This window comes from Brevundimonas sp. NPDC055812 (assembly GCF_053616535.1).
The window spans coordinates 179,797-203,497 of sequence record NZ_JBSHDX010000007.1; the positions used below are offsets into that span (position 1 = coordinate 179,797).

28 protein-coding genes and 1 tRNA gene are annotated in these 23,701 nt (G+C 69.0%); 19 read left to right on the top strand and 10 right to left on the bottom strand.

Annotated elements, in window-relative coordinates:
- Positions 1-10: 10 nt before the first annotated feature.
- From sctJ to ACWGL1_RS13250, 6 genes are read left to right on the top strand one after another with little or no spacing between them, the layout of a single operon-like run.
- The gene (sctJ, locus tag ACWGL1_RS13225) at positions 11-733 is read left to right on the top strand and encodes a type III secretion system inner membrane ring lipoprotein SctJ (RefSeq protein ID WP_313039480.1); all 723 of its coding nucleotides are present in this window, start codon (positions 11-13) and stop codon (positions 731-733) included.
- Positions 730-1,266: a hypothetical protein gene (locus ACWGL1_RS13230; RefSeq protein ID WP_452112239.1), complete on the top strand. Its 537-nt coding sequence runs from the start codon at positions 730-732 to the stop codon at positions 1,264-1,266. The genes sctJ and ACWGL1_RS13230 overlap by 4 nt, the downstream gene beginning before the upstream one ends.
- On the top strand, positions 1,263-1,874 hold the full coding sequence (locus tag ACWGL1_RS13235; protein ID WP_291775214.1) for a FliH/SctL family protein: 612 nt from the start codon (positions 1,263-1,265) through the stop codon (positions 1,872-1,874). The genes ACWGL1_RS13230 and ACWGL1_RS13235 overlap by 4 nt, the downstream gene beginning before the upstream one ends.
- On the top strand, positions 1,871-3,190 hold the full coding sequence (locus ACWGL1_RS13240) for a FliI/YscN family ATPase (protein ID WP_452112240.1): 1,320 nt from the start codon (positions 1,871-1,873) through the stop codon (positions 3,188-3,190). Before ACWGL1_RS13235 ends, ACWGL1_RS13240 begins: the two co-directional genes overlap by 4 nt.
- Complete coding sequence (locus tag ACWGL1_RS13245; protein WP_452112241.1) at positions 3,187-3,684, top strand: hypothetical protein; 498 nt, start codon at positions 3,187-3,189, stop codon at positions 3,682-3,684. Before ACWGL1_RS13240 ends, ACWGL1_RS13245 begins: the two co-directional genes overlap by 4 nt.
- Positions 3,684-4,328 (top strand): hypothetical protein, encoded by a 645-nt coding sequence (locus tag ACWGL1_RS13250; protein ID WP_452112242.1) that lies wholly within the window; start codon positions 3,684-3,686, stop codon positions 4,326-4,328. The genes ACWGL1_RS13245 and ACWGL1_RS13250 overlap by 1 nt, the downstream gene beginning before the upstream one ends.
- 9 nt (positions 4,329-4,337) lie before the next feature.
- Here the strand turns inward: ACWGL1_RS13250 and ACWGL1_RS13255 are convergent, their stop codons facing one another.
- Positions 4,338-5,000 (bottom strand): hypothetical protein, encoded by a 663-nt coding sequence (locus ACWGL1_RS13255; protein WP_452112243.1) that lies wholly within the window; start codon positions 4,998-5,000, stop codon positions 4,338-4,340.
- 18 nt (positions 5,001-5,018) lie between these two features.
- Complete coding sequence (locus ACWGL1_RS13260) at positions 5,019-5,261, bottom strand: hypothetical protein (RefSeq protein ID WP_452112244.1); 243 nt, start codon at positions 5,259-5,261, stop codon at positions 5,019-5,021.
- A 110-nt stretch (positions 5,262-5,371) separates the two neighbouring features.
- Here ACWGL1_RS13260 and ACWGL1_RS13265 point away from each other — a divergent pair, with 110 nt between their 5' ends.
- The 7 genes from ACWGL1_RS13265 to ACWGL1_RS13295 all read left to right on the top strand — a co-directional run bounded on the left by ACWGL1_RS13265 (position 5,372) and on the right by ACWGL1_RS13295 (position 10,763).
- Positions 5,372-6,472 (top strand): sensor histidine kinase, encoded by a 1,101-nt coding sequence (locus ACWGL1_RS13265; RefSeq protein ID WP_452112245.1) that lies wholly within the window; start codon positions 5,372-5,374, stop codon positions 6,470-6,472.
- Positions 6,469-7,128 carry a response regulator transcription factor gene (locus ACWGL1_RS13270; RefSeq protein ID WP_452112246.1) on the top strand — a complete coding sequence of 220 codons (660 nt, stop codon included), beginning with the start codon at positions 6,469-6,471 and terminating at the stop codon, positions 7,126-7,128. The genes ACWGL1_RS13265 and ACWGL1_RS13270 overlap by 4 nt, the downstream gene beginning before the upstream one ends.
- Entirely contained in the window at positions 7,125-8,102 is a 978-nt protein-coding gene (locus tag ACWGL1_RS13275; RefSeq protein ID WP_452112247.1) for a FliM/FliN family flagellar motor switch protein, read from the top strand. The genes ACWGL1_RS13270 and ACWGL1_RS13275 overlap by 4 nt, the downstream gene beginning before the upstream one ends.
- Position 8,103: 1 nt before the next feature.
- Entirely contained in the window at positions 8,104-8,763 is a 660-nt protein-coding gene (sctR, locus tag ACWGL1_RS13280) for a type III secretion system export apparatus subunit SctR (protein ID WP_003164548.1), read from the top strand.
- Positions 8,764-8,773: 10 nt separating this feature from the next.
- Positions 8,774-9,046, top strand: a complete 273-nt coding sequence (gene sctS, locus ACWGL1_RS13285) for a type III secretion system export apparatus subunit SctS (protein ID WP_003164547.1) — start codon at positions 8,774-8,776, stop codon at positions 9,044-9,046.
- Positions 9,047-9,844 carry a type III secretion system export apparatus subunit SctT gene (gene sctT / locus ACWGL1_RS13290; RefSeq protein WP_452112248.1) on the top strand — a complete coding sequence of 266 codons (798 nt, stop codon included), beginning with the start codon at positions 9,047-9,049 and terminating at the stop codon, positions 9,842-9,844. It abuts the gene before it with no gap.
- Positions 9,845-9,944: 100 nt separating this feature from the next.
- The gene (locus ACWGL1_RS13295) at positions 9,945-10,763 is read left to right on the top strand and encodes a DUF1521 domain-containing protein (RefSeq protein ID WP_338575049.1); all 819 of its coding nucleotides are present in this window, start codon (positions 9,945-9,947) and stop codon (positions 10,761-10,763) included.
- Positions 10,764-10,834: 71 nt separating this feature from the next.
- On the opposite strand, the gene ACWGL1_RS13300 is transcribed toward ACWGL1_RS13295, so the two are convergent.
- Positions 10,835-11,353 (bottom strand): hypothetical protein, encoded by a 519-nt coding sequence (locus ACWGL1_RS13300; protein WP_452112249.1) that lies wholly within the window; start codon positions 11,351-11,353, stop codon positions 10,835-10,837.
- 4 nt (positions 11,354-11,357) lie between these two features.
- Entirely contained in the window at positions 11,358-12,449 is a 1,092-nt protein-coding gene (locus tag ACWGL1_RS13305; protein ID WP_338575054.1) for a LysM peptidoglycan-binding domain-containing protein, read from the bottom strand.
- A gap of 207 nt (positions 12,450-12,656) precedes the next feature.
- On the opposite strand from ACWGL1_RS13305, the gene ACWGL1_RS13310 reads away from it, so the two are divergent.
- The 4 genes from ACWGL1_RS13310 to ACWGL1_RS13325 all read left to right on the top strand — a co-directional run bounded on the left by ACWGL1_RS13310 (position 12,657) and on the right by ACWGL1_RS13325 (position 16,633).
- Positions 12,657-14,108, top strand: a complete 1,452-nt coding sequence (locus tag ACWGL1_RS13310) for a hypothetical protein (protein WP_452112250.1) — start codon at positions 12,657-12,659, stop codon at positions 14,106-14,108.
- A 41-nt stretch (positions 14,109-14,149) separates the two neighbouring features.
- Positions 14,150-14,728, top strand: coding sequence for a hypothetical protein (locus ACWGL1_RS13315; protein ID WP_343831390.1), 579 nt, complete (start codon positions 14,150-14,152; stop codon positions 14,726-14,728).
- Between the two features lie 93 nt (positions 14,729-14,821).
- Positions 14,822-15,727, top strand: coding sequence for a hypothetical protein (locus tag ACWGL1_RS13320; protein ID WP_452112251.1), 906 nt, complete (start codon positions 14,822-14,824; stop codon positions 15,725-15,727).
- 81 nt (positions 15,728-15,808) lie between these two features.
- Complete coding sequence (locus ACWGL1_RS13325; RefSeq protein WP_452112252.1) at positions 15,809-16,633, top strand: ankyrin repeat domain-containing protein; 825 nt, start codon at positions 15,809-15,811, stop codon at positions 16,631-16,633.
- A gap of 255 nt (positions 16,634-16,888) precedes the next feature.
- Here ACWGL1_RS13325 and ACWGL1_RS13330 read toward each other — a convergent pair whose 3' ends face one another.
- The 6 genes from ACWGL1_RS13330 to ACWGL1_RS13355 all read right to left on the bottom strand — a co-directional run bounded on the left by ACWGL1_RS13330 (position 16,889) and on the right by ACWGL1_RS13355 (position 22,192).
- A complete protein-coding gene (locus tag ACWGL1_RS13330) occupies positions 16,889-17,881 on the bottom strand; it encodes an SPFH domain-containing protein (RefSeq protein ID WP_452112253.1) in 993 nt (330 codons plus the stop codon).
- Positions 17,882-18,079: 198 nt separating this feature from the next.
- A complete protein-coding gene (locus tag ACWGL1_RS13335) occupies positions 18,080-18,889 on the bottom strand; it encodes an MBL fold metallo-hydrolase (RefSeq protein WP_452112254.1) in 810 nt (269 codons plus the stop codon).
- Positions 18,886-19,671 (bottom strand): TatD family hydrolase, encoded by a 786-nt coding sequence (locus ACWGL1_RS13340; RefSeq protein WP_452112255.1) that lies wholly within the window; start codon positions 19,669-19,671, stop codon positions 18,886-18,888. The genes ACWGL1_RS13335 and ACWGL1_RS13340 overlap by 4 nt, the downstream gene beginning before the upstream one ends.
- A 1-nt stretch (position 19,672) precedes the next feature.
- A complete protein-coding gene (locus ACWGL1_RS13345) occupies positions 19,673-20,653 on the bottom strand; it encodes a DNA polymerase III subunit delta' (RefSeq protein ID WP_452112256.1) in 981 nt (326 codons plus the stop codon).
- Positions 20,650-21,276, bottom strand: a complete 627-nt coding sequence (gene tmk, locus ACWGL1_RS13350) for a dTMP kinase (RefSeq protein WP_452112257.1) — start codon at positions 21,274-21,276, stop codon at positions 20,650-20,652. Before tmk ends, ACWGL1_RS13345 begins: the two co-directional genes overlap by 4 nt.
- 40 nt (positions 21,277-21,316) lie before the next feature.
- Complete coding sequence (locus ACWGL1_RS13355) at positions 21,317-22,192, bottom strand: septal ring lytic transglycosylase RlpA family protein (protein WP_452112258.1); 876 nt, start codon at positions 22,190-22,192, stop codon at positions 21,317-21,319.
- 149 nt (positions 22,193-22,341) lie between these two features.
- On the opposite strand from ACWGL1_RS13355, the gene ACWGL1_RS13360 reads away from it, so the two are divergent.
- Both ACWGL1_RS13360 and ACWGL1_RS13365 read left to right on the top strand, forming a co-directional pair.
- Positions 22,342-23,283, top strand: coding sequence for a DMT family transporter (locus tag ACWGL1_RS13360; RefSeq protein ID WP_452112259.1), 942 nt, complete (start codon positions 22,342-22,344; stop codon positions 23,281-23,283).
- A 65-nt stretch (positions 23,284-23,348) separates the two neighbouring features.
- A tRNA-Ser gene (locus ACWGL1_RS13365) sits at positions 23,349-23,438 on the top strand.
- The last annotated feature ends 263 nt before the right edge of the window (positions 23,439-23,701 follow it).

A 23,701-nucleotide genomic window follows, 5' to 3' on the forward strand; every position in this document is an offset into this window, starting at 1 on the left:
GGAGGCGGTCATGCGAATCCGATCGCTCGCCGCCCTCGCGGGCGCGGCCCTCCTGCTCGCCGCCTGCGGCCAGCAGGAGCTTTACGGCGGCCTGACGGAACGCGACGCCAATGAGATGGTCGCCGTGCTCAAGGCTCAGGGGCTGGACGCCTCCAAGACTCGCGACGGCGACAACTGGGTGCTGAAGGCGGATCGCGGCGACTTCTCCCGCGCGGTCGCCCTGCTGCACGACCGGGGCTATCCGCGCCAGAACTTCGCCAGCATGGGCGAGGTCTTCCAGAAGGAGGGCTTCGTCTCCTCGCCGATGGAGCAGCGGATGCGCATGATGTACGCGCTGCAGCAGGAGCTGGGTCAGACCATCTCCTCCATCGACGGGGTGGTGCAGGCGCGCGTCCACATCGCCGTGCCAGAAAGCGACCCGCTGGCGCAGGAGAAGCCGCCCTCCTCCGCCTCGGTCTTCATCAAGCACCGGCCCGACTACGACATCTCGGCCCAGACAGGTTCGATCAAGGCCCTGGTGGTCAACTCGATCGAGGGCCTGCCATACGACAAGGTCACGGTCGTCGCCTTCCCGGCGTCCGAAGTCCTGACCCAGCCGCAGGCCCCGGCCGTCACCCAGCTCAGCCTGCCGCTGGGCGTGCTGATCCTGGGCGCGGCGGGACTGGGCATCTACGGCCTCTATCGGCGACCCAAGCCGCGCGCCAAGTCAGACGCCAAGCGAGGCGAAGCTTGACGCCGGGCGCCGCCAGGACCGAACGCGCCGCCCTGTGGCGCCGGGCCCGCACCCTGGACGGCGCGGATGACGCCGCGCGCTCGCCGCGCGCGCGCGCCCTGGCTCGCCGCCTGACGCCGCCGCGCGCGCCGATGGACTACGCCGCCATCCTGAAGGCGCCCGCATGGTCGGCCCTGCCCCTGAACGAGCGCCGCCGCCTGGCTGCGACCTGCGGTGCCGTGCTTCTGGCCGAGCGGCTGGCGACCAGCATCGACGGACGGATGCTCGGCGTCGTCGGACGCAGCATCGGCGAAGGCGCGCTGGACGCCGTTCTGGCCATGCCCCCTGCCCAGCGGCCCGAGACGCCGCCGGTCGGCGCGCTGGACGCCGAGGCGCTGGAAGGTCTGGGCGCCGCCGCCCTGCTGGCCGGTCTGTCGGGCGAGACGGCCCGACGCCTGGCCGACGGCCTGGCTCCGCCCCTGCTGCGCCTCGACGCCCACCAAGCCGAGGCCGCGCGCCGTCTGGCCCTGACCCTCTGCGGGATCGCCGCATGAGCTTTCACCTGATCGCCGCCGCGCCCGACGCGGCTCTGCTGACCGACCGCGCCGTCATCCGCCGCGAGGAGCGCGCCGTCGTCGAGGCGGCGGTCGAACTTCTGGCCCAGGCCCAGGCGCGGCTGGCCGAGGTCGAAGCCCATCGCGCCGCCCAGGGCGAGGCGGGTCGCGCCGACGGCTACGCCGCCGGCTATGAGGCCGGGCTGACCGCCGCCGCCCGCGACGTCGCCGAACGCGCCGCCCGCCTGCACCGCGAGATGGAGGCCGAACGCGAGCGCCTGCGCGAGACCGCCGGGCGCCTGGCGCTGGACGTGGTGCGCCGCATCGCAGCCGAATTAGCGCCAGAGGCCGTGCTGGCGGCCCTGGCCGAGCGGGCGGTGAAGGACGTCCTGCCCGAGGCGCCGGTCGTGGTTCACGTCGCCCCCGACGGCGTCGGCGCCGTCTCGACCCGCCTGTGGCCCATCGGCGCGGCGATCGAGGTGCGGCCCGACGACGCCCTGGCCCCCGGCGACTGCGTCATCGAGACCGCCGCCGGGCGCAGCCACGCCGGGCTTGAAGTCCAGCTCGCCGCCCTTGAGCGCGCCTTTGAGCGGGGGCGCGCTGCATGAGCCACGACGCCGTCGAACTGCGCCTGCACGACGCCCTGCGCCGCGCCCGCACCCTGGACCGGCGCGGGCGGGTCGTTCAGGCCTTCGGCACCACGGTGCGCGCCACCGGCCTGAACGCCCGCATCGGCCAGCAGGTCGAGATCCACGACCCCGCCGGCGGCCCCGTGGTCAAGGCCGAGGTCGTGGGCCTGAGCGACGGCGCAGCCATACTGACGCCCCTGACCAGCCTGAACGGCCTCGGCCCCGAAGCCGAGGTCATCGCCGCCGACGACCGGACGGAAGTCCCCAGCGGCCCCGGCCTGCTGGGCCGGGTCATCGACGCCTTCGGCCGCCCGCTGGACGGCCTGGGCCCCATCGCGGGACCGGTCGCCCTGCGCGACGTCTATGCCGACGCGCCCAATCCGCTGGCCCGACCGCCGATCAGCGCCCTGTTCCCGACCGGCGTGCGCGCGGTCGATACGCTGCTGAGCGTCGGCGTGGGCCAAAGGGTCGGCGTCTTCGCCATGGCGGGCGGCGGCAAGTCGACCCTGATGGGAATGTTCGCCCGCCACTGCGCCGCCGACGTCAACGTCATCGCCCTGATCGGCGAGCGCGGGCGCGAGGTGCGCGAGTTCCTCGACGACAGCTTGGGATCGGAGGGCCTGGCCCGCTCGGTCGTGGTGGTCGCCACCTCAGACCGCCCGGCGATGGAGCGCGTCCGCGCCGCCCACGCCGCCACCGCCATCGCCGAAGGTTTCCGCGCCCAGGGCCTGCGCGTCATGCTGCAGATGGACTCCGTCACCCGCTTCGCCCGCGCGCTGCGCGAGATCGGCCTGTCGGTCGGCGAACCGGCCGTGCGTCGCGGCTTTCCGCCGTCGGTCTTCGCCGAACTGCCCCGACTGTTCGAACGGGCGGGCGCGATCGAGGGCGGCTCCATCACCGCCTTCTACACCGTGCTGATCGAGGACGAGGAAGGCGGCGACCCGATCGGCGAGGAGGTCCGCTCCATCCTCGACGGCCACGTCTATCTGTCGCGCAAGCTGGCGCAGGCGAACCACTATCCGGCCATCGACCCGCTGACGAGCCTGAGCCGCGTCTTGCCCCGCGTGACCTCGCCCGAGCATCAGGCGGCGGCGGGCAAGGTCCGCGCCTGGCTGGCCAAATACGCCGAGATCGAGTTCCTGCTGCAGATCGGCGAGTACAAGCCCGGCGGCGATCCCCTGGCAGACGAGGCCGTGCAGCGAATGCCCGCCCTTCGCGCCCTGTTGCAGCAAGGCGCGCATGAGGGCGTCGCGGCCGAGGCGGCCCTGGCCCAGCTGGCCGAGGCCGCGTCATGAGCGGGCGCGACCGCATCACCCTACTGCGGCGCCTGGCCCGGCTGCGGGCGCAGAGGGTCGAGGCCGCGCGCCGCCTGGTCGCCGTCGCCCAGGACGCCCTGGCGCGGGCGCAGGCGGCGTTGCAGGCGCGCGAGGAGTCCATCGCTGCCCTGGGCCGCCATATCGAGACCCTGGACGAATGGTTCGCCTCGGGCGGGGGCGGCGACGCGCGCCTGATCGAAGGCGCCCTGTCGCGACGCGGCCTGATCGCCGACCGCCGCGAGGCCGAGATCAAAGCCCGCGCCGAGGACCAACGCACAGTCGAGGCCGCCCAGGCCGAGCGGGATCAGGCCCTGCGCGCCCTGATGCGCGCCACGGCCCGCCACGACGCCGTCGACGGCCAACTTTGTCGCGCCGTGGCCCTGCGCGCCGGACGTCGCGAGGACCAGGAACAGCTCGATTTTGAGGAACGGGGCCGCCCGCGCCTGCAACTGCTTATGGGAGGCCGCGCCTGATGGCCGACGCCGTGAACAACTCCGCCCCCGCCCGGTCCGCGCCCGCCGCACGGTCCGCCAGCCCCGCCCCCTCGGCTTGGAGCGGCGGCGCCTTCGAGGCCGCCCTGGATCAGGCCGCCGCGCGCCGCCATGCGCTCGAAGCGGGAGAGCGCCAGCCCCGCTTCGCCCGCCGCGACGAAGACGCCGAACCCGTCCGCGACCGCCCCGACGACGCGCGGCGCGAAGAGGCCAAGGCCGACGACAAGGCGGACAAGGCCGAGGGCCAGTTGAACATTGCAGGGGCGACCGGCCTGAACGCCGTCCAGGGCGGTCCCGCCGCAGCGGCGGGCTTCACCGGCGACGTCGAGGCCATGGCGTCGATGATGGAGAAGGCCTGGCTGGCGGCCCAGGCCGACGCCGCCAAGGGCATGCAGGTGCAGTTCACCGACCGGACCCTGGCCCTGGCCGGGTTCGGGGTCATGCGGCTGGCCGACGGCGGCCTGACGCTGCAACTGGCCGCCCACCAGCGGCCGACGCCCGAGCTGGAGCGCGCGCTGGAGCTGATGCGCCGTCGGCTGGAGGCGCGCGGCGTGGCCGTGTCCGAGGTGCGCGTCGCCCCCGCCGATCCCGACAGCGAGCATCGCCCGCCGGACGGGGTGCGGTGAGCCATGATCTCAACGCGGCGTGAAATCCCAGCGGCCCTGGTCGCGATCGGCGCGGGCGGCGTCCAGCACGGCGCGCGCCGTCTCGGCCGGAGCGCGGCCCGCCGCCAACCCTTCAGCGGTCAGCCGCACCAGGCGACGGCTCTGGCGGTTGTGCAATCCCTCGGTCGGGCTGTCGGCGTCCGCCGCCAACTTTCCGGCATAGAGGCGCGTCGCCTCGGGCGAGGTCTGGATCAGGGTCAGCACCAGGGCGGCCGCGCGCTCGAACGCCTCGTCCTCCAGCGGCTGGCCCACCACGTCGCGGGTCAGCCAGACGCACAGGAACTCCAGCGGCCCCACGCTGCGGGCGTTGGTCATCAGCCCCCCGCCGGGCCCGGACAGGCTCGAAAAGGCCGCCGCGCCCCAGGCGGGCAGGCGCGTGGCGGGCAGGCGATCGGTCGTCAGGGCCCGCGCCAGGGCGTCGGCGGCCAGACGCCGCGCCTCCTCGTCGCCGAAGCGCGCCACGGCGGCCAGCAGCTTGACGAAGCCGGGATAGAGGGCCTCGCCCAGACCGTCGCAGACGCGCTGCAGCACGGTGACGCGCGCATCGGGCGTCGACTGACCATGCAAGCCGTCGATCAGAGCCTGGGCCGCGCCGGCCCAGTCGGGTTCAGCCTTGAGAACGAGATCGGTCACGATGACCGAGGCATAGCCTCAGCCGAAGCCGTTGTCGCGGGTTTCGGTCAGATGATCTGCGATGGCGCGGGCGGCCGCGTCCATATCCAGCCGATCCGACACCCGCACGCGCACGTCGTCGCCGGCGAAGGCGGAGAAATCGCCGAAGGCCTGGCCGCCGCGACCGTGAGCCCGCGCCTCTGCGCCCAGCGGCGTCGAGGCCGACAGATCGCGCGACCAGACGCCGGAAAGGGGCGCGTTATCGGTGCGGATCGTGGTCATGGCGGCCTCCTCGACGTGGAACGCTCCACGCTAGGCCGCCAATCTAGGCGCATCGGCGCGCCCCCGCCATGCGGGACTTCCCTAGCCGCCTGCGGCCCGGAGGCGCGCCGATGACCGCCGCCCTTCGCCCGCTCGACGCGCCGCAATGGACCGACGCCGCCCTGTCGGCGCTGAACATCTGCGCCGCCGCCTTCGACGCGCGCGGCCTGACGTGGCGCTCCAGCGCCTTCGCCGCCGCCTTCCCCGAATGGCGCGAGGGCGAGGCCCTGTCGGTCGTCGAAGCCCGCCTGCCCGGCTTGACCGAGGCGATCGCGGCGGCGCGGCGCGAGGGCGCCTCGGACGCGCTGATCGTCCAGTTAGGCGGCCGCCGGGTGCATGACGCGCGCCTGGCCCTGTCCGACGGCCTGGTCTTCCTGGAGCTGTCCGACGCCGCCGAGCGGCAGGAGGCCCAGCAGCGCCACCTGGCCGACCGCGAGGAGCTGCTGACCACCTCGCGCGTGCTGTCGGTAGGCGAGATGGCCACCATGATCGCCCATGAACTGAACCAGCCGATCGGCTCCATCGCCAACATCCTGCGCGGGCTGAAGGCGCGGCTGCAGCGCGGCGCCCTGACGGTCGAGACCGGCGCCGAGGCCCTGGACCGCGCGACCGAGCAGGCGCTCTACGCCTCGGGCGTGATCCAGCGCGTCCGCACCTTCGTCGATCAGCGCCAGCCCCAGGTGCAGCGGCTGGATCTGGCGCGGCTGGCCCGCAACACCCTGGACCTGCTGGACTGGGAGATCACCCGCGACCGGGTGACGGCGCGCGCCGCCACGCCGCCGGACCTGCCCGCCGTCCTGGGCGACCCGGTCATGATCCAGCAGGTGCTGGTCAACCTGGCGCGCAACGCCCTGGACGCCATGCGCGGCGTCGACCTGCCCCAGCGTGAACTGACCATAGAGGCGCGTCACAGCCTCGACGCGCGCCAGATCGAGCTGACCCTGACCGACACCGGGCCGGGCGTGCCCGAAGAGGCAAGCGCCCGCGTCTTCTCGCCCTTCTTCAGCACGCGCAGCGGAGGCATGGGCGTCGGCCTGGGCATCTGCCGCTCGATCATCGAACTGCATCGCGGCCGCCTGTGGTTCACGCCCGGCGAGACGGGCGGCAGCGTCTTTCACATCGCCCTGCCGCTGGCCGCGGCCGAAATCCCGACCGAGGAGGCCCGCCCATGAGCGCCGTCGCAACGCCGGCAGAAGGACCGTCCGGCCGCATTTGCCTGGTCGACGACCACGCCGAGTTCCGCCAATCCGCCGCCTGGTGGCTTGAAAGCCTGGGCTATGAGGTCGAGTGCTGGGAAGAGCCCGTCGCCTTTCTGGAGGCCATGACCGAGCGCCCGGCCGAACCCGCCTGCTTCCTACTGGACGTGCGGATGCCGGGGATGTCGGGGCTGGAGTTGATGGAGGCGGCGCGCGAGCGCGGGCTGGATCAGCCGGTGATTTTCATGACCGGCCACGGCGACGTGCCCCTGGCGGTCGAGGCCATGCGGCGCGGCGCCGTCACCTTTCTGGAAAAGCCCTTTCAGGAGAAGGCGCTGGAAGAGGCCATCGCCCTGGCCTTCCGCGTCACGCAACCGGAAACAGAATATGAAACAACCGCTTCTCCGCTTTCCCTCGCCTATCAGGAAAGGTTGTCACGCCTGACCGCGCGCGAACGCGAGGTCATGGATCTGGTCGTGGCCGGTTCCTACAACAAGGTCATCGCCTATGACCTGGGCATCAGCCCCAAGACGGTCGAGCTGCACCGCGCCCGCATCATGACCAAGATGGAGGCGCCGACCCTGACTCATCTGGTCCGCATGGCCGTGTCCGGCCAGGTCGAGGAGGCGTGAGCGTGGCCCTGGACGCCCTGCCTCCCTCGCTCGCGCCCGCGCGCCCGCTTCGGCTGGACGAGCCGACCGTGCGCGCCCGCGCGGCCGTCGTCGCCGCCCTGGACGGCCTGACGCTGGATGAACTGCGCGTCAGCATTCTGATCCCCGATCAGGACGAGGCCTTTGTCGGCGAACAGGCCGTCTTCGCCACGCCGCACGGGCCCGTCCGCGTCGCGCCCCTGACGATCGACGGCGCGGCCTTCGAGAATGGCGACCACGCCGCCCTGCTAGCCGCCGTCTCGACGCTGGAGCCGCTGCTAGCGGCGCTGGAAGACGCAGGCGCCGAGGCGCTGACGCCTGTCGGCGTGCGTTCCGACACGTTCGATGCGGCGCACGTCGAGGTCCGCCTCGGCGACGGCGAGCGCACGTTGCATGAGGCGCGCCTGTCCCTGCCGCCCGGCGTGGCCTTGCGCCTGCGCCGCGCCGGAGACGCAGCGTCGGGACTGAACCTGCCCCTGCCCGCCCGACTGCTCGTCGAAGGGCCGCGATTGTCTCCGGCTGATCTGTCGAGCCTGCGCGCGGGCGACCTGTTGCTGATCCCCGCTCTGGAGAGCGCCTGGTCCGCGCGCCTGTCGATTCCCGGCGGGACGGCCGTCGGCCTGTTCGCCCCCGCGTCCCGAAACTTCACCCATCAACGCAAGGAAAGCCGCATGACCGAGGCCGCCGCCCCGCCTGCCGAGAACGAGCACGGACTGACGCCGGGGGCCGACACGCCGATCGCCTTGACCGTCGATCTGGGCGAGACCGTCGTGCCGCTGAAGACGCTGGCCGACCTGCGCCCCGGCGCCGTCCTACCCTTGACCGGACTGGACGCCGAGATGCGCGTCACCCTGCGCAGCGCCGGCCAGGCCTTCGCGCGCGGTCGCCTGGTGTCGCTGGGCGAGGCCTACGCCGTGCTGATCGACGTCGTCGCCGACCCGAAGGAGGCCGTCTGACATGGACCTGTCCCAGTTCTCGCCGGGTTCGGCGCTCGTCACCGTCATCCTGCTGGCGCTCGCGCCCTTCGTGGCGGTGATGGTGACGTCCTTCACCAAGATCGTGGTGGTGCTGTCCCTGTTGCGCAACGCCCTGGGCCTGCAGCAGGTGCCGCCGAACATCGTGCTGAACGGCATGGCGCTGATCCTGACGCTCTACGTCATGTTCCCGGTCGGCCAGCGCATGGCCGAAGCCACCAACCACATGCCGCCCACCGCCGCCCTCAGCGACACCCAGCAGTTGTTCGCCTATGCCGACAGCGCCAAGGAGCCCTTGCGCGACTTTCTGATCAAGCACTCCTCCGAGCGCGAGCGCGCCTTCTTCCTGCGCACCGCCCAGCGCATCTCGACGCCTGAAAAACGCGCCGAGATCACCGCGCGCGACTTCCTGGTCGTCGTGCCCGCCTTCACCGTGTCGGAGCTGGCGACGGCCTTTCAGATCGGCTTCCTGATCTTCCTGCCCTTCCTGATCATAGACCTGGTGGTGTCCAACATACTGCTGGCGATGGGGATGATGATGCTGTCGCCGACCACAGTCTCCTTACCGTTCAAGCTGTTGCTGTTCGTGCTGATCGACGGGTGGGTGAAGCTGTCTCACGGCCTTGTGCTCAGTTACGTCTAGGAGAACGCCCATGATGAACGCCCAGGCCATCGAGCTCGTCAATCAGGCGCTCTGGCTCGTCCTGTTCCTGTCGGCCCCGCCGATCATCGCCGCCTCCATCGTCGGCCTGATCGTGGCGGTGATCCAGTCGGCGACGCAGCTTCAGGAACAGACCCTGCAGTATACGGCCAAATTCTTCGCCATCGTGCTGACCCTGTTCGCCACGGCGGCGCTGATCGGCGGCTCGCTGTATCAGTTCAGCGACCGCATATTCACCGAGTTCCCGGCCCTGGTGCGCCGCTAGGTGTTCGAGGGTCTGGACAGTCTGTTCGACAACGCCATCCTGGTGGCGGTGTCGACCACGCGGGTGGCGACGACCTTCCTGCTGATGCCGCTGCTGTCGCCGCAGACGGTGCCGGCGATGGTTCGCAACTCCATCTTCCTGGTCTTCGGCCTGGCGGTGCTGACCATGCAGCCGCAGGTGGCCCAGATGACCCTGCCGACGGTCCAGTGGATCCTGCTGTTCGGCAAGGAGGCCCTGGTCGGGGTGGTCATCGGCTCCTTCTTCGCCACCATGCTGTGGGCGTTCGAGGCCGCCGGCCAGATCATCGACACCAAGGTCGGCGCCACCATGGCCCAGGTGGTGGACCCGCTCAGCGGCCATCAGACCTCGCTGAACGGCGAGTTCCTGGGGCGGCTGGCCAACTTCGTCTTCATGTTCTCCGGCGGCCTGCTGCTGCTGGTCGGCACAATCCTGGACAGCTTCGTCATCTGGCCCATCGGCAGCCTGACGCCGGTGCTGACCATGAGCAGCCTCAGCCTGTTCGAGGGCGAGTTCACGCGGCTGATGACGCTGGCCGTGCTGTTTGCCTCGCCGGTTCTGGTGGTGCTGTTCGTCACCGACGGCGCCCTGGGCCTGGTCAACCGCTATGCGCCGCAGCTGAACGTCTTCTCCCTGTCGCTGTCGATCAAGGCGTGGCTGGCGACCCTGATCATCCTGATCATGATGACCGGCCTGGTGCAGACCCTGCTGAACGAGATCATGGGCCGCCACGACACGGTTCTGGAGGTGTTGAAGGCGATGGGGCGGCGCTCGAGTTAGGAAGCTAGGGTCGTCCCTGATGGGGACCGTCCTGACTGTGAAGCCCCGCCCCCGCGTGGTCCGATGCCGATCAGCAAGATCAACCTCGGGGCTGCACGCGATGACCAACATCAACACCGCCTTCTCCACCGCCGTCGGGACGCTCGCGCTCGGCGCGGTGGCCGACCGTATGGCCACGGCGGCCAACTTCGCCCAGATGGGCTTCCAGTTGGGCGTGATGCTCAACGGCGCCTTCCAGCCCGCCGCCCCCGCCTTCTCGGCCTCCATGCCACAGGACGGCAAGGCCACGGTGGACCTGGGCGACGGCTATACGCTGGAGATCAACGAGGCCAACTCCGAGTTCGTGGTGCGCGACGCCGACGGCAACGTCACCCAGATCTGGGGCGATCCGCACTTCAACTACAACGGCCAGCACGTCGGCGACTTCTGGGACACCATGACCCTGGAGCTCGAGAACGGGACTAAGATCACCGTCAACACCGAGCCCTTCGGCAACAACCCCAACGCCACCGTCACCAGCCAGCTGGTCATCACGCGCGGCGACCAGGCCATGATCATCGACGGCGTCAGCCAGAACCAGCTGGGCGACCTGAACATCAGCATGAGCAACAACGGCTACGCCATCGACGCCGCCTATCGCGACGGCCTGACCATCCGCGAGGACGACGCCGTCAGATCGGGCTGGACCAGCGGCATCACCGGCGACGCCGTCAGCCAGGAAGACTTCAACCTGACCAAGATCGGCAACGCCGGCCTGCCCGAGGCGCTTCAGGCCTTCAGCGACGCTCTGCGCGGCGTCCTGGGCGCCTGGCTGCTGACCGGCGTGTTGAGCGGATTGGCTGAAGCCCTGGGCGGCGCCTCTGAAACCAGCGAGCCCGGCAGCCCGCGCATCGCCCTCGGCCCAACGCCGACGCGCTGAACTTCACCTGCGGTTCAGTGTGGAACCCCGCGGACTTCGGTCCGCGGGGTTTGCTTTTCAAGGGATCTGCCTCAGCGCCGCTCCAGTGAAGCGGTCGCAGCGTCCACCATGCGGGCGAACTGCTCGACGGCGCTGTCGCGGGCGGCGGCGGGGCCTTCTTCACGCGCCAGGCCCGCCGCCAGGGCGCGCAGCATCGGCTCGACCATGGAGGGCGCGGTCAGGTGCGGCGTCGCGCGGGCGTGATCCTGAACCGCGCGCACGAAATCGGTCAGGGCGCGGTCGATGCGGCCCGTTTCGATCGGAGAGACGGCGCTCAGCCGCGCCGCGACCGCCTGGCCGGTCTGTGCGGCCAGCACGCGCATGTCGTCGCCGACCACCGCCCCGCCCTGCTGGCCCTGCTCGGCCCAGACCTGAGACAGGGCCACGCCGCGATCCAGACTGTCCGCCGGATCAGGCAGGACCGCGCCGGCCAGTTCGGCCATGGCGTGAACAGCGGCGCCGACCGCCAATGAGCGGCTGTCGGCAGAAGACGCCCCGGCGGAGACCGCCGAGGCGCCGGACGCGCCAGAGATGGCGCTGGTTTCAGTCATGCAATCAGCGGCCGTCCAGCATGTTCAGGGCGTCGCGGCGCTCGTCCTCGAACCGCTGGGCCACCCCCGCCTGGACATCGGCGCGCGAGCTGGAGAAATAGGCCAGTTCGCCGTTGCCGTCGCGACGGCCGCGCTCGTCATAGACGGCGTTGATCAACGCGCGGTCATAGTCGGGGCTGGAGGCGTCGATCCCCTGGCGCTCGACCGCCGCCATGGCGCGGGTGACGACCGCCGTGTTCGGACCGTGATGGACCGAGGTCGACCACACCACGTCCTGAAGCGCGTGCGAGCGGTTGGAGATGTCGAGGCCCGCATTCTCGATCCGGGCGGACTGCACGTCATAGTGGGTGCGTTCGATGAAGGCGTGCTGGGCGGCCTGGAAGGCTTCCGGTTCGCGCGCGGCGATGGCGCGCCAGGTGTCGGAAAAGGCGCGCGTGCCCGCCGCCGCCCCGCCGAACTCATCGGCCCAGCGCGCGCCGTCAGCGGCCAGGAACTCCTGCGGCCGGTTGCGGTTCACCGCCAGCTGATAGGAGCCGTAGGACACCCCGCCCGGATCGCCCGAGCCGGAAGACACCGTGCCGGGACCTCGCCCGCCGGTCTCATAGCGCGCCGACAGGGCGCCCAGGTTCGGATTGACGCCTTCCTGCCCAGCCGCCGTCGCTTCAGCGGCGGGTTCGGAAGCCGGCGTCGCCATCTCGGGCGCCGCGCCGTTCAGACGAATCTGCTGACCAACCTGGATCCGCGACGGATTGGCGATGCCGTTGTCCGCCGCCAGCTCGCGCCAACTCATCCCGTATTGCTGGGCGATACCCGACAGGGTGTCCCCGCCGCGCACCGTATGGGAGGCGGCCGCCTCGGCCTGTACGGCGCCCCGGCCTTCCGCCGCGCCGGCCGGCAGGGTGACGGTCTGGCCGGGATGGATCAGGTTCGGATTGGTGATCTGGCGGTTCGCCGCCAAGAGGTCGCCCACGCTGACGCCATAGCGTTCAGCAATGGCGGACAGGGTCTCGCCCGAGCGGACGGTGTGGGCGGGCGCTGAGCCTTGGACGCCGGCGGCGGCTGACTGACTGGCGGCGGAAGAAGCGGCGAGAGACATGGGTCGGCTCCAGAAGACGCGGTGATCCGTGCAGCCATTCTGCTGTCTGTCCGCGCGCCTGAAATCTGGGGGCTTTCCCTAGCGGCGCCGTTCGCAGGCGGCCCGGCATAGGGGATGTCCCTAGCTAAGGACGCCCCCAGCTTATGCCGCCGCCGTCCCGGCCATAGGCTCGCCCCAGTATTCGCTCGTATCGTGCAGGAGCCGGTCATGACCGTCACGCCTCTTTCGCCGTCCGTCGACACCCGCGCCCTGGCTTCGCCCGTCAGCGGCCCCGTCGCTGGATCGCCCTCGACCAGCCGGGTCGATCAGGCGCTGAACACGATCCGCGACCGCCTGGACGAAGGCTTCTTCAACGACGTCTCCCAGGGCGACCTACGAGACATCAACGCCACGCTGAACGGCCTGACGGCGGACGAGCGCAACGCCGTCGTCTCCGAACTGTCCGACGACGAGCTGAACAAGTGGACTGACGAGCTCGACAACTCCGGCTTCCTCGGCATGGGCGGCGGGCTGAACGTGGACGAGCGCCGCGACCTGCACACGACGCTGGGCGGCTCGCTGGACGCCACCCAGCTGGAGCGCGTCTACAACGCCTATGACAACCGCGAGCAGAAGCTTGAGCTGGCGCAAGGCGTCGCCGCCCACGCGACATCCGACGTGAAGACCGGCTTCATCGCCGCCCTGGCGCCCCAGACGACCGAGGCCGACGGCATGGGCGGCGTGATGATCTCCGATCAGGGCGACACCGAAGGCCTGGCCGTGGCCCATGTGCTGGGCAGCCTGGGCGGCAACGCCTCGGCGCTGAGCACCGCTTATGGATCGTTGAGCGACACCCAGCTGTCGGCCGTCTTCGAGGCCGGGACCCAGCAGACCATGTACACGAACATGCAGGGAGGCGTGCCGACCTACAGCTATGACGCCGGACCGCTGGCCGCCGCCGTCGACGCCGCCGCCACCAGTCCCGACGCCGAGCTGAAGGCGCGGGTGTTCGAACTGGCGGGGCGCCAGATGGCCAGCGTCTCGGGCGCCAACGGCGTGCTGACGCCGTCGATCGGAACCGGCGACGCCGCCGACGAAATTCGCGCCAGCATGGAGGGTCTGCTGAAATCCGACGTCAACGGCGTGGTCGAGGCGCTGGAGCAGGACTATCAGGCCGGCAAGGGCATGACCGCCTTCCTGCAGGAGACCCTGGGCCAGGACGGCGGCGCCGACACGATCCGCGGCCTGGTCGACCAGCTGGCGCGCGGCAATGATCTGAAGGGCGACATGCTGCAACGCTTCACCGCCCCGACACAGCAGGACGGCGGCGTCTTCTATCCGGCCGCCGAGCGCATGGGCTACTTCTCCGGCGCCCTGCATGAAGCCTTCGAGGGCGTGAACAAGGGCGCCGCCGAGAATGTCGAGACTCTGAAGACCATCTTCGGCTTCGCCACCGGCAAGCTGCCGGGGCCGGGCGTCAGCGATGCGACTGGCTGGCTGAGCGACCAGGTCTTCGACACGGCCCTGAGCCAGTATCAGAGCGGCCAGGCCGATCTGTTCGAGAGCATCGTGGCCCTGACCACCCCGACCAGCGCGGACGGCCGCCGCCCCTATGACGGCCCGGCTGAAGTCAGCTACAACGAGGGCTGGGAGTCCGTGACGCGGATCCCGCTGAACTGATCCTCAGAGTCTGGCCGCGCCCGGACGGAAAGGACGCGGCCTTGCCTGCCCCCCGTTGGCTTCCGATCCTGGCGACCCTGACCATGCTGACCGCCTGCGACTCCTCCCCCGAGACGCCTGAAACCACGCCCTCGGCCGCCGTCACAGCCGAAAGCTTCATCGCGGCCGCCGCACGGATCGACGCGACGTCCCTGCCCGCCCTGGCCGCCGCCGTGGACGCCGACCCTTCGGGCGTGGCGAACCAGCTTCAGAGCAGCCTGGGCGGTCGCCGCGCCTTGCAGGCCTACGCCGCCGCCATGCTGGAGAACGGCGAGGCGGCGCATCTGGGGCGGCAATGGGCGGCGCTGACGGCCGATGTCCCCGCCCTGTCCGCCTCAGAACAGAAGGACGGAGGCGTCTGGCATCCTCGCGCCGAGGACGCCGGCTTCTTCACCGGCGGGATCGCCGCCGCGCTGTCGCACAACCCCAAGGCCCTACCCGACTTCGCTCAAGGCGCAGGCGTCGCCCCGCCCGCTCCCGGCCAGGACGTCTCCGAATGGCTGTCAGCGCGCATCGACGCCTTGCCTCGCCCCGCCCGCGCCGCCTTCGACCAGGCCCTGCACGCAGGCGCGGTGCGCTAAGGCCCCCAGTCGAGGGAAGACCTCTAGGGAAGACCCTAGCAGCGCGGTTCGGCGAGCAGCGATAGGGTGACTGCATAGGATCGGGAGGCGACCATGCAGATCGACCGGATCGGCGCGACATCGTTCCAACCTCAGACGACGCCCGCGACAGCGCGCTTCGACGATGATCCGCGCGTCGCCCTGGACTGGGCGCCGCCGCCCGCCATGCCGGTGCAGACCCAGGCCGTCGCCGCCCCCGCCCGCTCGGACAATGTCGTCGACCTGGACGCGGCGCGGACGCATCTGGCGCTGTCGGCCGACGTCTACAACGACACGCCTTCGCCGCCTGACGGCTGGCGCGTAGCCGGACCGGACGACCTGGACCGCTTGCGGTTGACGCCCGACCTGCTGGAGCGCGCCGATTCCGAATTCCGCGCCCGCGTCTATGTCAGCGACGAGGGCGGCCAGGCCCGCTACGTCGTCGCCTTCCGCGGCTCCCAGGCGGGCGAGGACTGGCTCAACAACGGCCAGCAGGCGCTGGGGCTGTCCTCGGAGCACTATGACAAGGCCCTGCGCATCGGCCAGAGACTGGCCGCCGTCGAGGCGGACGTCACCCTGACCGGCCATTCGCTGGGCGGCGGCATGGCCTCGGCGGCGTCCCTGGCGTCGGGCCACGACGCAGACACCTTCAACGCCTCCGGCCTGCACGCCTCGACGATCGAGAGCGCGCAGGCGGGCGGACGCCCCACGCCCGACATCGACGCCTTCTATCTCAAGGGCGATCCGCTCAGCCTGCTGCAGGACGGCGGCGATCGGATCATCTTGGGCGGTCTGGGGTCGGCTCTGCTCGGCCCGCTCGGCGGCGTGGTCGGCGGATGGGCGGGCGACGCGCCCGGGGCCGTAGGCGACCGCATCGCCGTATCCCCGACCCCGCCCGAGGACAAGTCCTGGTGGAACTGGACGCCCGGCGCCCTACACGGCGTCGAATGGTTCCAGTCCAGCCTGGACGCCATGCGATAAGGCGGCGGAACGGCCTCGACCCGCAGGCCGTTCAACGCCAAGATGCGCCTCTTCACGCCGATCCTTCTCGCTGGAGTTCTGATGAGCGGTTGCGACGCCCGCGCCGACGGTTTCGTCGTCGGCACCGTCCTGCCCTCCCCGGCCAGCGTGGCCGCGCTAGGCCGGGACGGCCATTCCACCCGCGACATGGTCGAGGCGGTCCGCGACGGCGACCTGGCGAAGGCCCGCCGTCTGTTGGACGCCGATCCTTCACTTGCCCGCATCGGCGACGGACAGAATCTGGACCTGCTGACCCTGGCCGTCGCGCGCGACGACCGGGCCATGGTCAGCCTGCTGCTGGAAAAGGGCGCACCGCCTGACGGTCCGAACGGCGAGACCTCGCTCAGCCTGGCCCTGCGCGCCCGCGAGCCCTGGCATGCCCAAGCCCTGCTTCAGGCAGGCGCATCGCCCGACCCGGTCGCACCCGACGCCTTTTGGCCGCTGGACGAAGCCATCGCGCTGAACTCCCTGGGCGCGGTGCGGCTCCTGCTGGATCACGGCGCCGACGTGAACCGCGCCGACCGCACCGGGGGCACGCCGCTGGAAGCCGCCGTGGCCATGCGGAATTACCGGATCGCCGAACTGCTGCTGGAGCGCGGAGCCGATCCCTGGGCGGTCGGCGTCAACGGCGACACCATCGCCTCCGCCCTGAACGCTCCCGTCCGCCCCGCTGAACCCATCGAATCCCAAGCCGAATCGCAGGTCAAAGCCCGCCTGACCGCCGCCGGCTGGCGCTTTCCTCCGCCCTCAGCGCAGGCGGTCCGCGCCGACGTTCTCGCCGGGCGATGGCCTCCCCCAGGCGCCCAGGGCGGCCGCCCGCCCTCTCACGATCTGGTGCAGCGGATGCGAGAGCTGTGGCCGGAGTAGGATCAATCAGGTTCAAGCACGACCGCTGACGAGGCTTGAAGCACAACCGGGTACGCACGCACCTGAACGTCACGCTCTCACACATGGAGCTTTCGCCTGCCGACGACATCCCCGTCCGGAGGCGGGAGATGGGTCGCCCGCGCTAGGCAGACGTTCGCGTCCCATCACGCGAAGGTGGTCGCCGTCAAGGCGAGGAAGGCGGCCCCACGCCTCTGCCAAGCATCACAGCGGCTCTGACCAGCGACCGCCTCGGGTCTAGGTCGCAGGCTCTGGATCGGATGACCCAGACGCCGACGCAGGCCTGGATGCAGTCGCCTGTTTCTTCGTAGCCGGACTGGCCGCCTGTTCGGTTGCAAGCGCACCAAACAGCGCCGGTGACGCCGCACCTGCGCCAGGGCCGTCGCCCGTGACAAGAACGGTGCGTCCTCCATGGGCGGCAGCATCCCTGAGCGCCTCGAGGCGGTTGATCTCCATCATGAAGGTCATCGCATCAATGTCGGTTAGCGTCGTATCCTCTCGAAAGGCCGCCAGGGCCTTGGCGTTGCCTTCGGCGATGATGCTTCGACTGTCCGCGATCCCTCTGGCGGTGATGGTCATGGCCGCCGCCGAAGCTTCAGCGCTTTTGGTTCGTTTGATTTTCTCGGCCTCGCCGTCATTCTCAGCAGCCTCAAGCCGTCTTTGGGATGCGAGCACCTCGTTAAAGGCGGAGATCATTTCTTCCGTCGGTCGCGGATCGTCGATCAGCACGGCCCGGATCTCGTATCCATAGCCATTCATGGCCTCATCAAGCGACTCCCGCACCGTCTGCGTAAACTCGTCCCGATCCGTGTAGAGCTGGTCAAAGGTCTTGGCCGCAGCGACTGCCCGGGCCTCGGTCGCGACATAGGATTCGATCTGCTTTTCCGCGTCCTGAAGTTCGTAGAAGGCCGCCTGCACGGCGTTCGGGATAGCGCGATACTGCAAGCTGATCGGCATGGTCACGAAGGCGTTGTCCTTCGATTTCACTCCCAATTGAAGGGCGATCTGCCTCGTCTGAAGCGAGAAGGGCCGGCGCGCGACTTGAAGAGGCCATGGCGCCTTGATCGACAAACCGGCCGCCCGGGAACCGCTGTACCGACCGAAAGTTTCAAGCACTCTGACGTGTTGCTGTGGAGTGATGACGAATATCGTCCTTATCCAAAGCAGGAAAACAACAACGAACAAGACGTTTTTCGCGGACGGAATAATACTTTCCAGCAAACTATACATAGGCCCCTACTTCACGTGGACAGAACATCGATATCAATCAGATTATGCGCCCCATTTTATAGAATTTCCTCGCCACTCGAGCTAGGCTTAAGACCCATTTGATGGGGAACGCTCGATCTGTTTCAAGCTCCAGCGGAGTTTGGGTACCAAGACCTCGAGCAGTCTGCGAAATATCGGATATCGATCTGACCCGTGCCGTCAGACGCCAAAGCTTCCCCGCCAGCCGTCGAACGCAACTTCGACGTTCGCAGGCACAGACCGCGACAGGACGTTGTAGTCCAGATCGATATGCAGGTTGGTCAGCACGGCTTTCGACACCTCTGCGCGCGCGATCCATTCCAGCGCCCGATCAACGTGGGCGTGGGTCGGATGCGGCGTGTAGCGTAGCGCGTCGATAATCCAGAGTTCAGCGCCGCGAACGGCCTCGAGGGCGGCGTCGTCCAGGCCGGAAACATCGCTTGAATAAGCAATCGGCCCAAGACGATAACCCACCGAGCGTATCGGTCCGTGGGCCTGATCGAAGGTCCTGACGGGGATCGGGCCGCCAGGCCCCTCGATCCGCCAGTGTTGCCCGTGCGGCGGGATCCGCTGGGCTTCGATAATGGCCGGATAGCCATGATGGCTTTCGAAGATGTAGTCGAAACGCCGTGTCAGGGCCTGATGGGTAGCCGCATCCATCCAGGCGGGAATTCGTCGCCGGGCATGAACGGCGAAGACGCGCAGATCGTCGATGCCGTGGGTCTGGTCCGCGTGATCGTGGGTGTAGAGAACCGCATCGATGTGGCGTGTCCCGGCGCTCAGCATCTGCTGGCGAAAGTCCGGAGACGTGTCGATCACCACGCTAGTCACGCCGTCCGGACCATGGCGTCGCGCCAGCATGGAGCAGCGGGTGCGCCGGTTGCGCGGCTCGGCAGGATCGCAGTCGCCCCAGTCGCCATCGCCGCGCGGCACGCCGCCGGACGAGCCGCAGCCGAGAATGACGACCTCCAGCTCGTCCTGCCCGTTCATTCCGCGGGCCTCGGAATGCGGTCGAACAGGTTGAAGAAGGCGTCGGTTGTTCGTTGATCCGCCTGCTCGAGCGTCCAGCCGCGGACCTCGGCCAATTTTTCGAGCACCAGGCCGACGTAGGCCGGCTCGTTTCGGCGGCCGCGATGTGGGATCGGCGCCAGATAGGGACAGTCGGTTTCGACGATGATGCGATCCTCAGGCATCCGGCGGATGACCTCCCTCACCTCTTCGGCCGCCTTGAAGGTGGCGATGCCGGAAACGGAGAACCAGGCGCCGAGTTCCATAGCTGTTTCAGCCAGTTCCAGGCCGCTTGTGTAGCAATGCATCAAGAACTTGAAGGGCGCGCGGGCGTGCTCCTCGCGCAGAATGTCTGCCATGACTTCATCGGCCTCGCGCGTGTGGATGACCAACGGAAGCTCGGTGCGCCGCGCCGCTTCGATATGCTGGCGGAAGACCTTGGCCTGAACATCGCGCGGGCTGAGATCATAGTGGAAGTCCAGGCCGCATTCGCCGATGCCGATGACGCGCGGACGATCCGCCAGTTCGATCAGGCGATCGGCGGTCAGATCGGCATAGTCCTTGGCCTCGTGCGGATGGACGCCGACCGTGCACCAGATGTCGGCATTGTTCATCGCCAGGGCGTGGGTCGCCTCAAAGGTCGACAGCTTGTCCGAAATCTCGACCATCAGCCGCACGCCCGACTGGCGCGCACGGTCGATCACCGCCTCGCGATCCTCATCGAACTGAGGCGCGTGAAGGTTGACGTGACTGTCGATGAGCATATCAGGCGGCGGCTTTCGTGCGGGCGATATCGGCCAGGGCTCCGGCCAGGACGTCTCCCTTATCAAGATTCAGCCCGGCGGCGCGATCGGGCAGCTCGGACAGACGTCCCCACAGCTCGGCCCAGCGCGCGCCTTCTCGCCCCTCGGATTCGACGGCCCGACGCTTCACAGCGGCGATTAGGCGGTCCATCAGGGCTTCGAAACGCGCCTGTCCTTCGGCGCCCCGGAAACCGTCGGCGATCGCCAATTGCTCTGCGCGGTCCACGTCCGGCCCCTCGACCCAGGCGCGAGCCAGACGGTCGACTTCGGTCATGGCTCCGGAGGCCAGATCCAGGGCTGCGCCGGGCGAACCGCCCGCCATGCTCGCCGCCGCGACCGCTTCATCGCGGGATACGCCGGTGCGCCGCTCGACCAGTTCCGCCAGGCGCGCTTCCGGCCAGATGGGAAAGGTCAGCCGCCGACAGCGCGATCGGATGGTGGCCAGCAACCGACCCGGCGCATGGGTGACCAGGAAGAGCACGCCGTTTTCAGGCGGTTCCTCAAGAATCTTGAGCAAGGCGTTGGCGGCGTTGACATTCAGGTCGTCCGCCGCGTCGATGATGGCGACGCGGCTTCGGGCTTGCGAAGGGCTCTTGGCAAAGAATTCGGGCAGGTCGCGGGCCTGATCGACCGAAATGGCGCGCTTCAGCTTGCCGCCCTCCACCGCGCGTTCCAGCACCAGAAGATCCGGATGGGCCTGGGCGGACACCAGGCGGCTGACGGGGTCATGCGGCGCGGCGCCCAGCGGCCCGCGCGACGGGTCCGGCGCGGCCCCCAACAGGCGGCGCGCGGCGCGATAGGCGAAGCTGGCCTTGCCCGATCCCTCGACTCCGCACAGCAGCCAGGCGTGGTGCAACCGGCCGCGGTTCAGGGCGTCCAGAAAGGCTTCCTCAGCCTGGGCATCGGCGATCAGATCGAAACGGTCGCGCGGATGCTCGCTCAAAGCAGCCGCTCCTCCACCACGGCCCAGAGACGGGCCGAGACCGCTTCCACCTCTCCAGTCGCATCGAGGACGACGCACCGTTCGGGGTGACGGTCAGCCACCTGGAGGAAGCCGTCACGCAGTTTCTGGTGGAAGGCCAATCCCTTGGATTCGAAACGGGTCTCGAACAGGCCGCGCCCGAAGGCTCGATCCAGTCCGACTTCAACCGGAAGGTCGAACACTAGAGTCAGGTCGGGTTGATCGCCATTGACCACGGCGTCGTCCAAGGCCTCGATCAGGCTTTCGGGCGTTCCCCCGCCAGCGCCCTGATAGACGCGGCTGGAATCGGCGAAGCGGTCGCAGACCACCCAGCGTCCAGCCGCCAGGGCGGGGAGAATGGTCCGTTCCAGATGGTCCGAGCGCGCCGCATACATCAGCAGGGTCTCTGTCCGCGCGGACCATCGATCCGCCTCGCCCGAAACGGCGATACCGCGGATTTCCTCGGCGCCCGGCGACCCGCCAGGCTCGCGCGTCTGAAGCACGTCGAGCCCGCGCGCACGCAAGCGTTCGACCAACAGGCGCGCCTGGGTCGTCTTGCCGGCGCCCTCGCCGCCTTCGAAAGTGATGAATCTGCCTCGCTGCACCTGCGCACAATGGCGAGCGAGGCGCGGGAAGCAAGCCCGTTCAGCCGCCTATCAACAGGGCGTCGCCAAACCCGCGTGCGACGACAGCCTGACGCGCCCGCTCAGCGGCCCCCGCATCGGGCCAGGGACCGACCACGACGCGGAACAGCGCGCGGCCGTCCCGGTCGATGTTCTGGACCACAGCCTTGTCGCCGAGACGTCGCGCCACCCGATCTGCGCCGCGACGATCCGAATAGGCCCCCGCCTGCACCCAATAGGCGTTCAAGGCCGCTGGCTGCGCCGCCGCATACACCGGCGCGGGCGGGCTCGAGGCCGTCACGCTTTCATAATAGGGACGCGGTCCCGAGGACTGAGGCGTCGCTTGCGCCTGAACCTGGGCTCGAGGCTGAGGCGCGTTATCGACCTCGGCTCGGCGAAGAGAGGTTCCTCCGCCCTGACGCGGCGCCCGCCCGACATAGCGGACCCGCACGTCCCCGACGCCTTGCTGCAGGAGACCCAGTTCTTCAGCCGCCCCGCGCGACAGGTCGATGATGCGGCCGTCGACAAATGGACCGCGATCATTGACGCGAAGGATGACCCGACGGCCGTTGGCGCGGTTGGTCACCTCGACCAGGCTAGGCAACGGCAGGGTCTTGTGAGCGGCGGTCAGGGCGTTCATGTCGAAGCGCTCGCCGGTGGAGGTGGAGCGTCCGTGATGATAGCTGCCGTACCAGGACGCCTGGCCCACCTCGTCGTAGTTCGGCTGTTCCTTGGGGTGATACCAGCGGCCGCGAACCTGATACGGACGCATGGTGCCCGAAACGAACGGAGCGGGGTCGGTCACCACGGGCGCGCTGATGGGCGCATCGCCCTTGCCGCCCAGGCTGGCGCAGGCCGCCAGGGTTGAGAAGGCGGCGAGAATAATCGCCCCTTTCAACAATCTCGCCCACATAACGCTCTGCACTCCAGCCGACAGGAAATCGGAGCGAGAATAGAGGCAGAGGTTTCCAGTTTGGTTAACGCTCAGTTTGCGCGTATGGCCTTGCGTCAAAGCCCCTCCCCGGCTGGACGTCAGAACTGAGCGCCTTGAACACTTCCCTCTACAAGACCCGAACCGGGGTCTTCCTTCTTGCGATCCTGTGTTGCGCCCTGTGGGGCAGCGCATTTCCCGCCATCAAGAGCGGCTACGCCCTGTTGCAGGTCGCGCCGACCGACATCGCGAGCCAACTGTTGTTCGCGGGCTGGCGTTTCGCCCTGGCCGGCGTGATCCTGCTGATCGTGGCCGTGGGCATGAAGAAGCCGGTTCTGGCCATGAGCGGCCGTCAGGCCGGGCAAGTCGCCCTGCTCGGGCTGACCCAGACGGCCATTCAGTACGTTTTCTTCTACATCGGCCTGGCGCACGCCACGGGCGTGAAGTCCTCCATCATGAACGCGACCAGCGTCTTCTTCAGCGTCGTTCTGGCCCACTTCATCTATGCGGATGATCGGTTGAGCGGCCGCAAGGCGCTGGGCTGCCTGATCGGATTCCTGGGCGTCGTCGTGGTCAACCTCGGCGGCGGGGGTGAATTCGGCTTCGACTTCACCCTGTTGGGCGAAGGTTTCATCGTGATCGCGGCCTTTGTCCTGGCTGCCGCCTCCATCTATGGCAAGCGACTGTCGCGCAATCTGGACCCCATGGTCATGACAGGCTGGCAACTGGCCATCGGCGGCTTGATTCTGACGGCCGCAGGCATGGCGATGGGCGGACGGATTCAGGGACTGGACCTGACATCGGGGACTTTGCTCCTGTATCTGGCCCTGCTCTCGTCGGTGGCCTTCGCGGTGTGGAGCCTGCTCCTGAAGCACAACCCGGTGGGGATGATCGCCGCCTTCAACTTTCTGATCCCGGTCTTCGGCGTCTCGCTGTCGGCGGTTTTTCTGGGAGAATCCATGCTGCGCTGGAGCTACCTGATCGCCCTCATTCTGGTTTGCGCCGGCATCTGGCTCGTCACCCGCCCGAATGCGCCGCCGAACGGCAAGATCGCCTGACGCTTTCCGCTTGGGTCGCGCTCGGCTTGCCGCTATGCACGGGCGAGCGCGAGTCGAGTCGCGTGGGACAGGTGGCCGAGTGGTTTAAGGCAGCGGTCTTGAAAACCGCCGTAGGTGGAAGCCTACCGTGGGTTCGAATCCCACCCTGTCCGCCACACTTCCCGCATAGCTCGTCTCTGGCTGCGGGGCCGAGGGCCAGCCTTCCGTATCCCCGCCTTCTTCCTCGCAAAACCGCCTGCTTAGCCCTGATTTCTGGCCTTCTGGGCCCGGCTCTGAGGGCCTTTGGCGTCCAGTCTCTGGCAGGTCTGGAGTTGCGGAGTTTAGCGATTTGCCTGTTTCGTCTTTTTCGAAAGAACGGCCGTAGGACTCTATTTCTTCCAGTACTACCCTCTCTGCTGGCCGGAAGGCCAGACAGAAG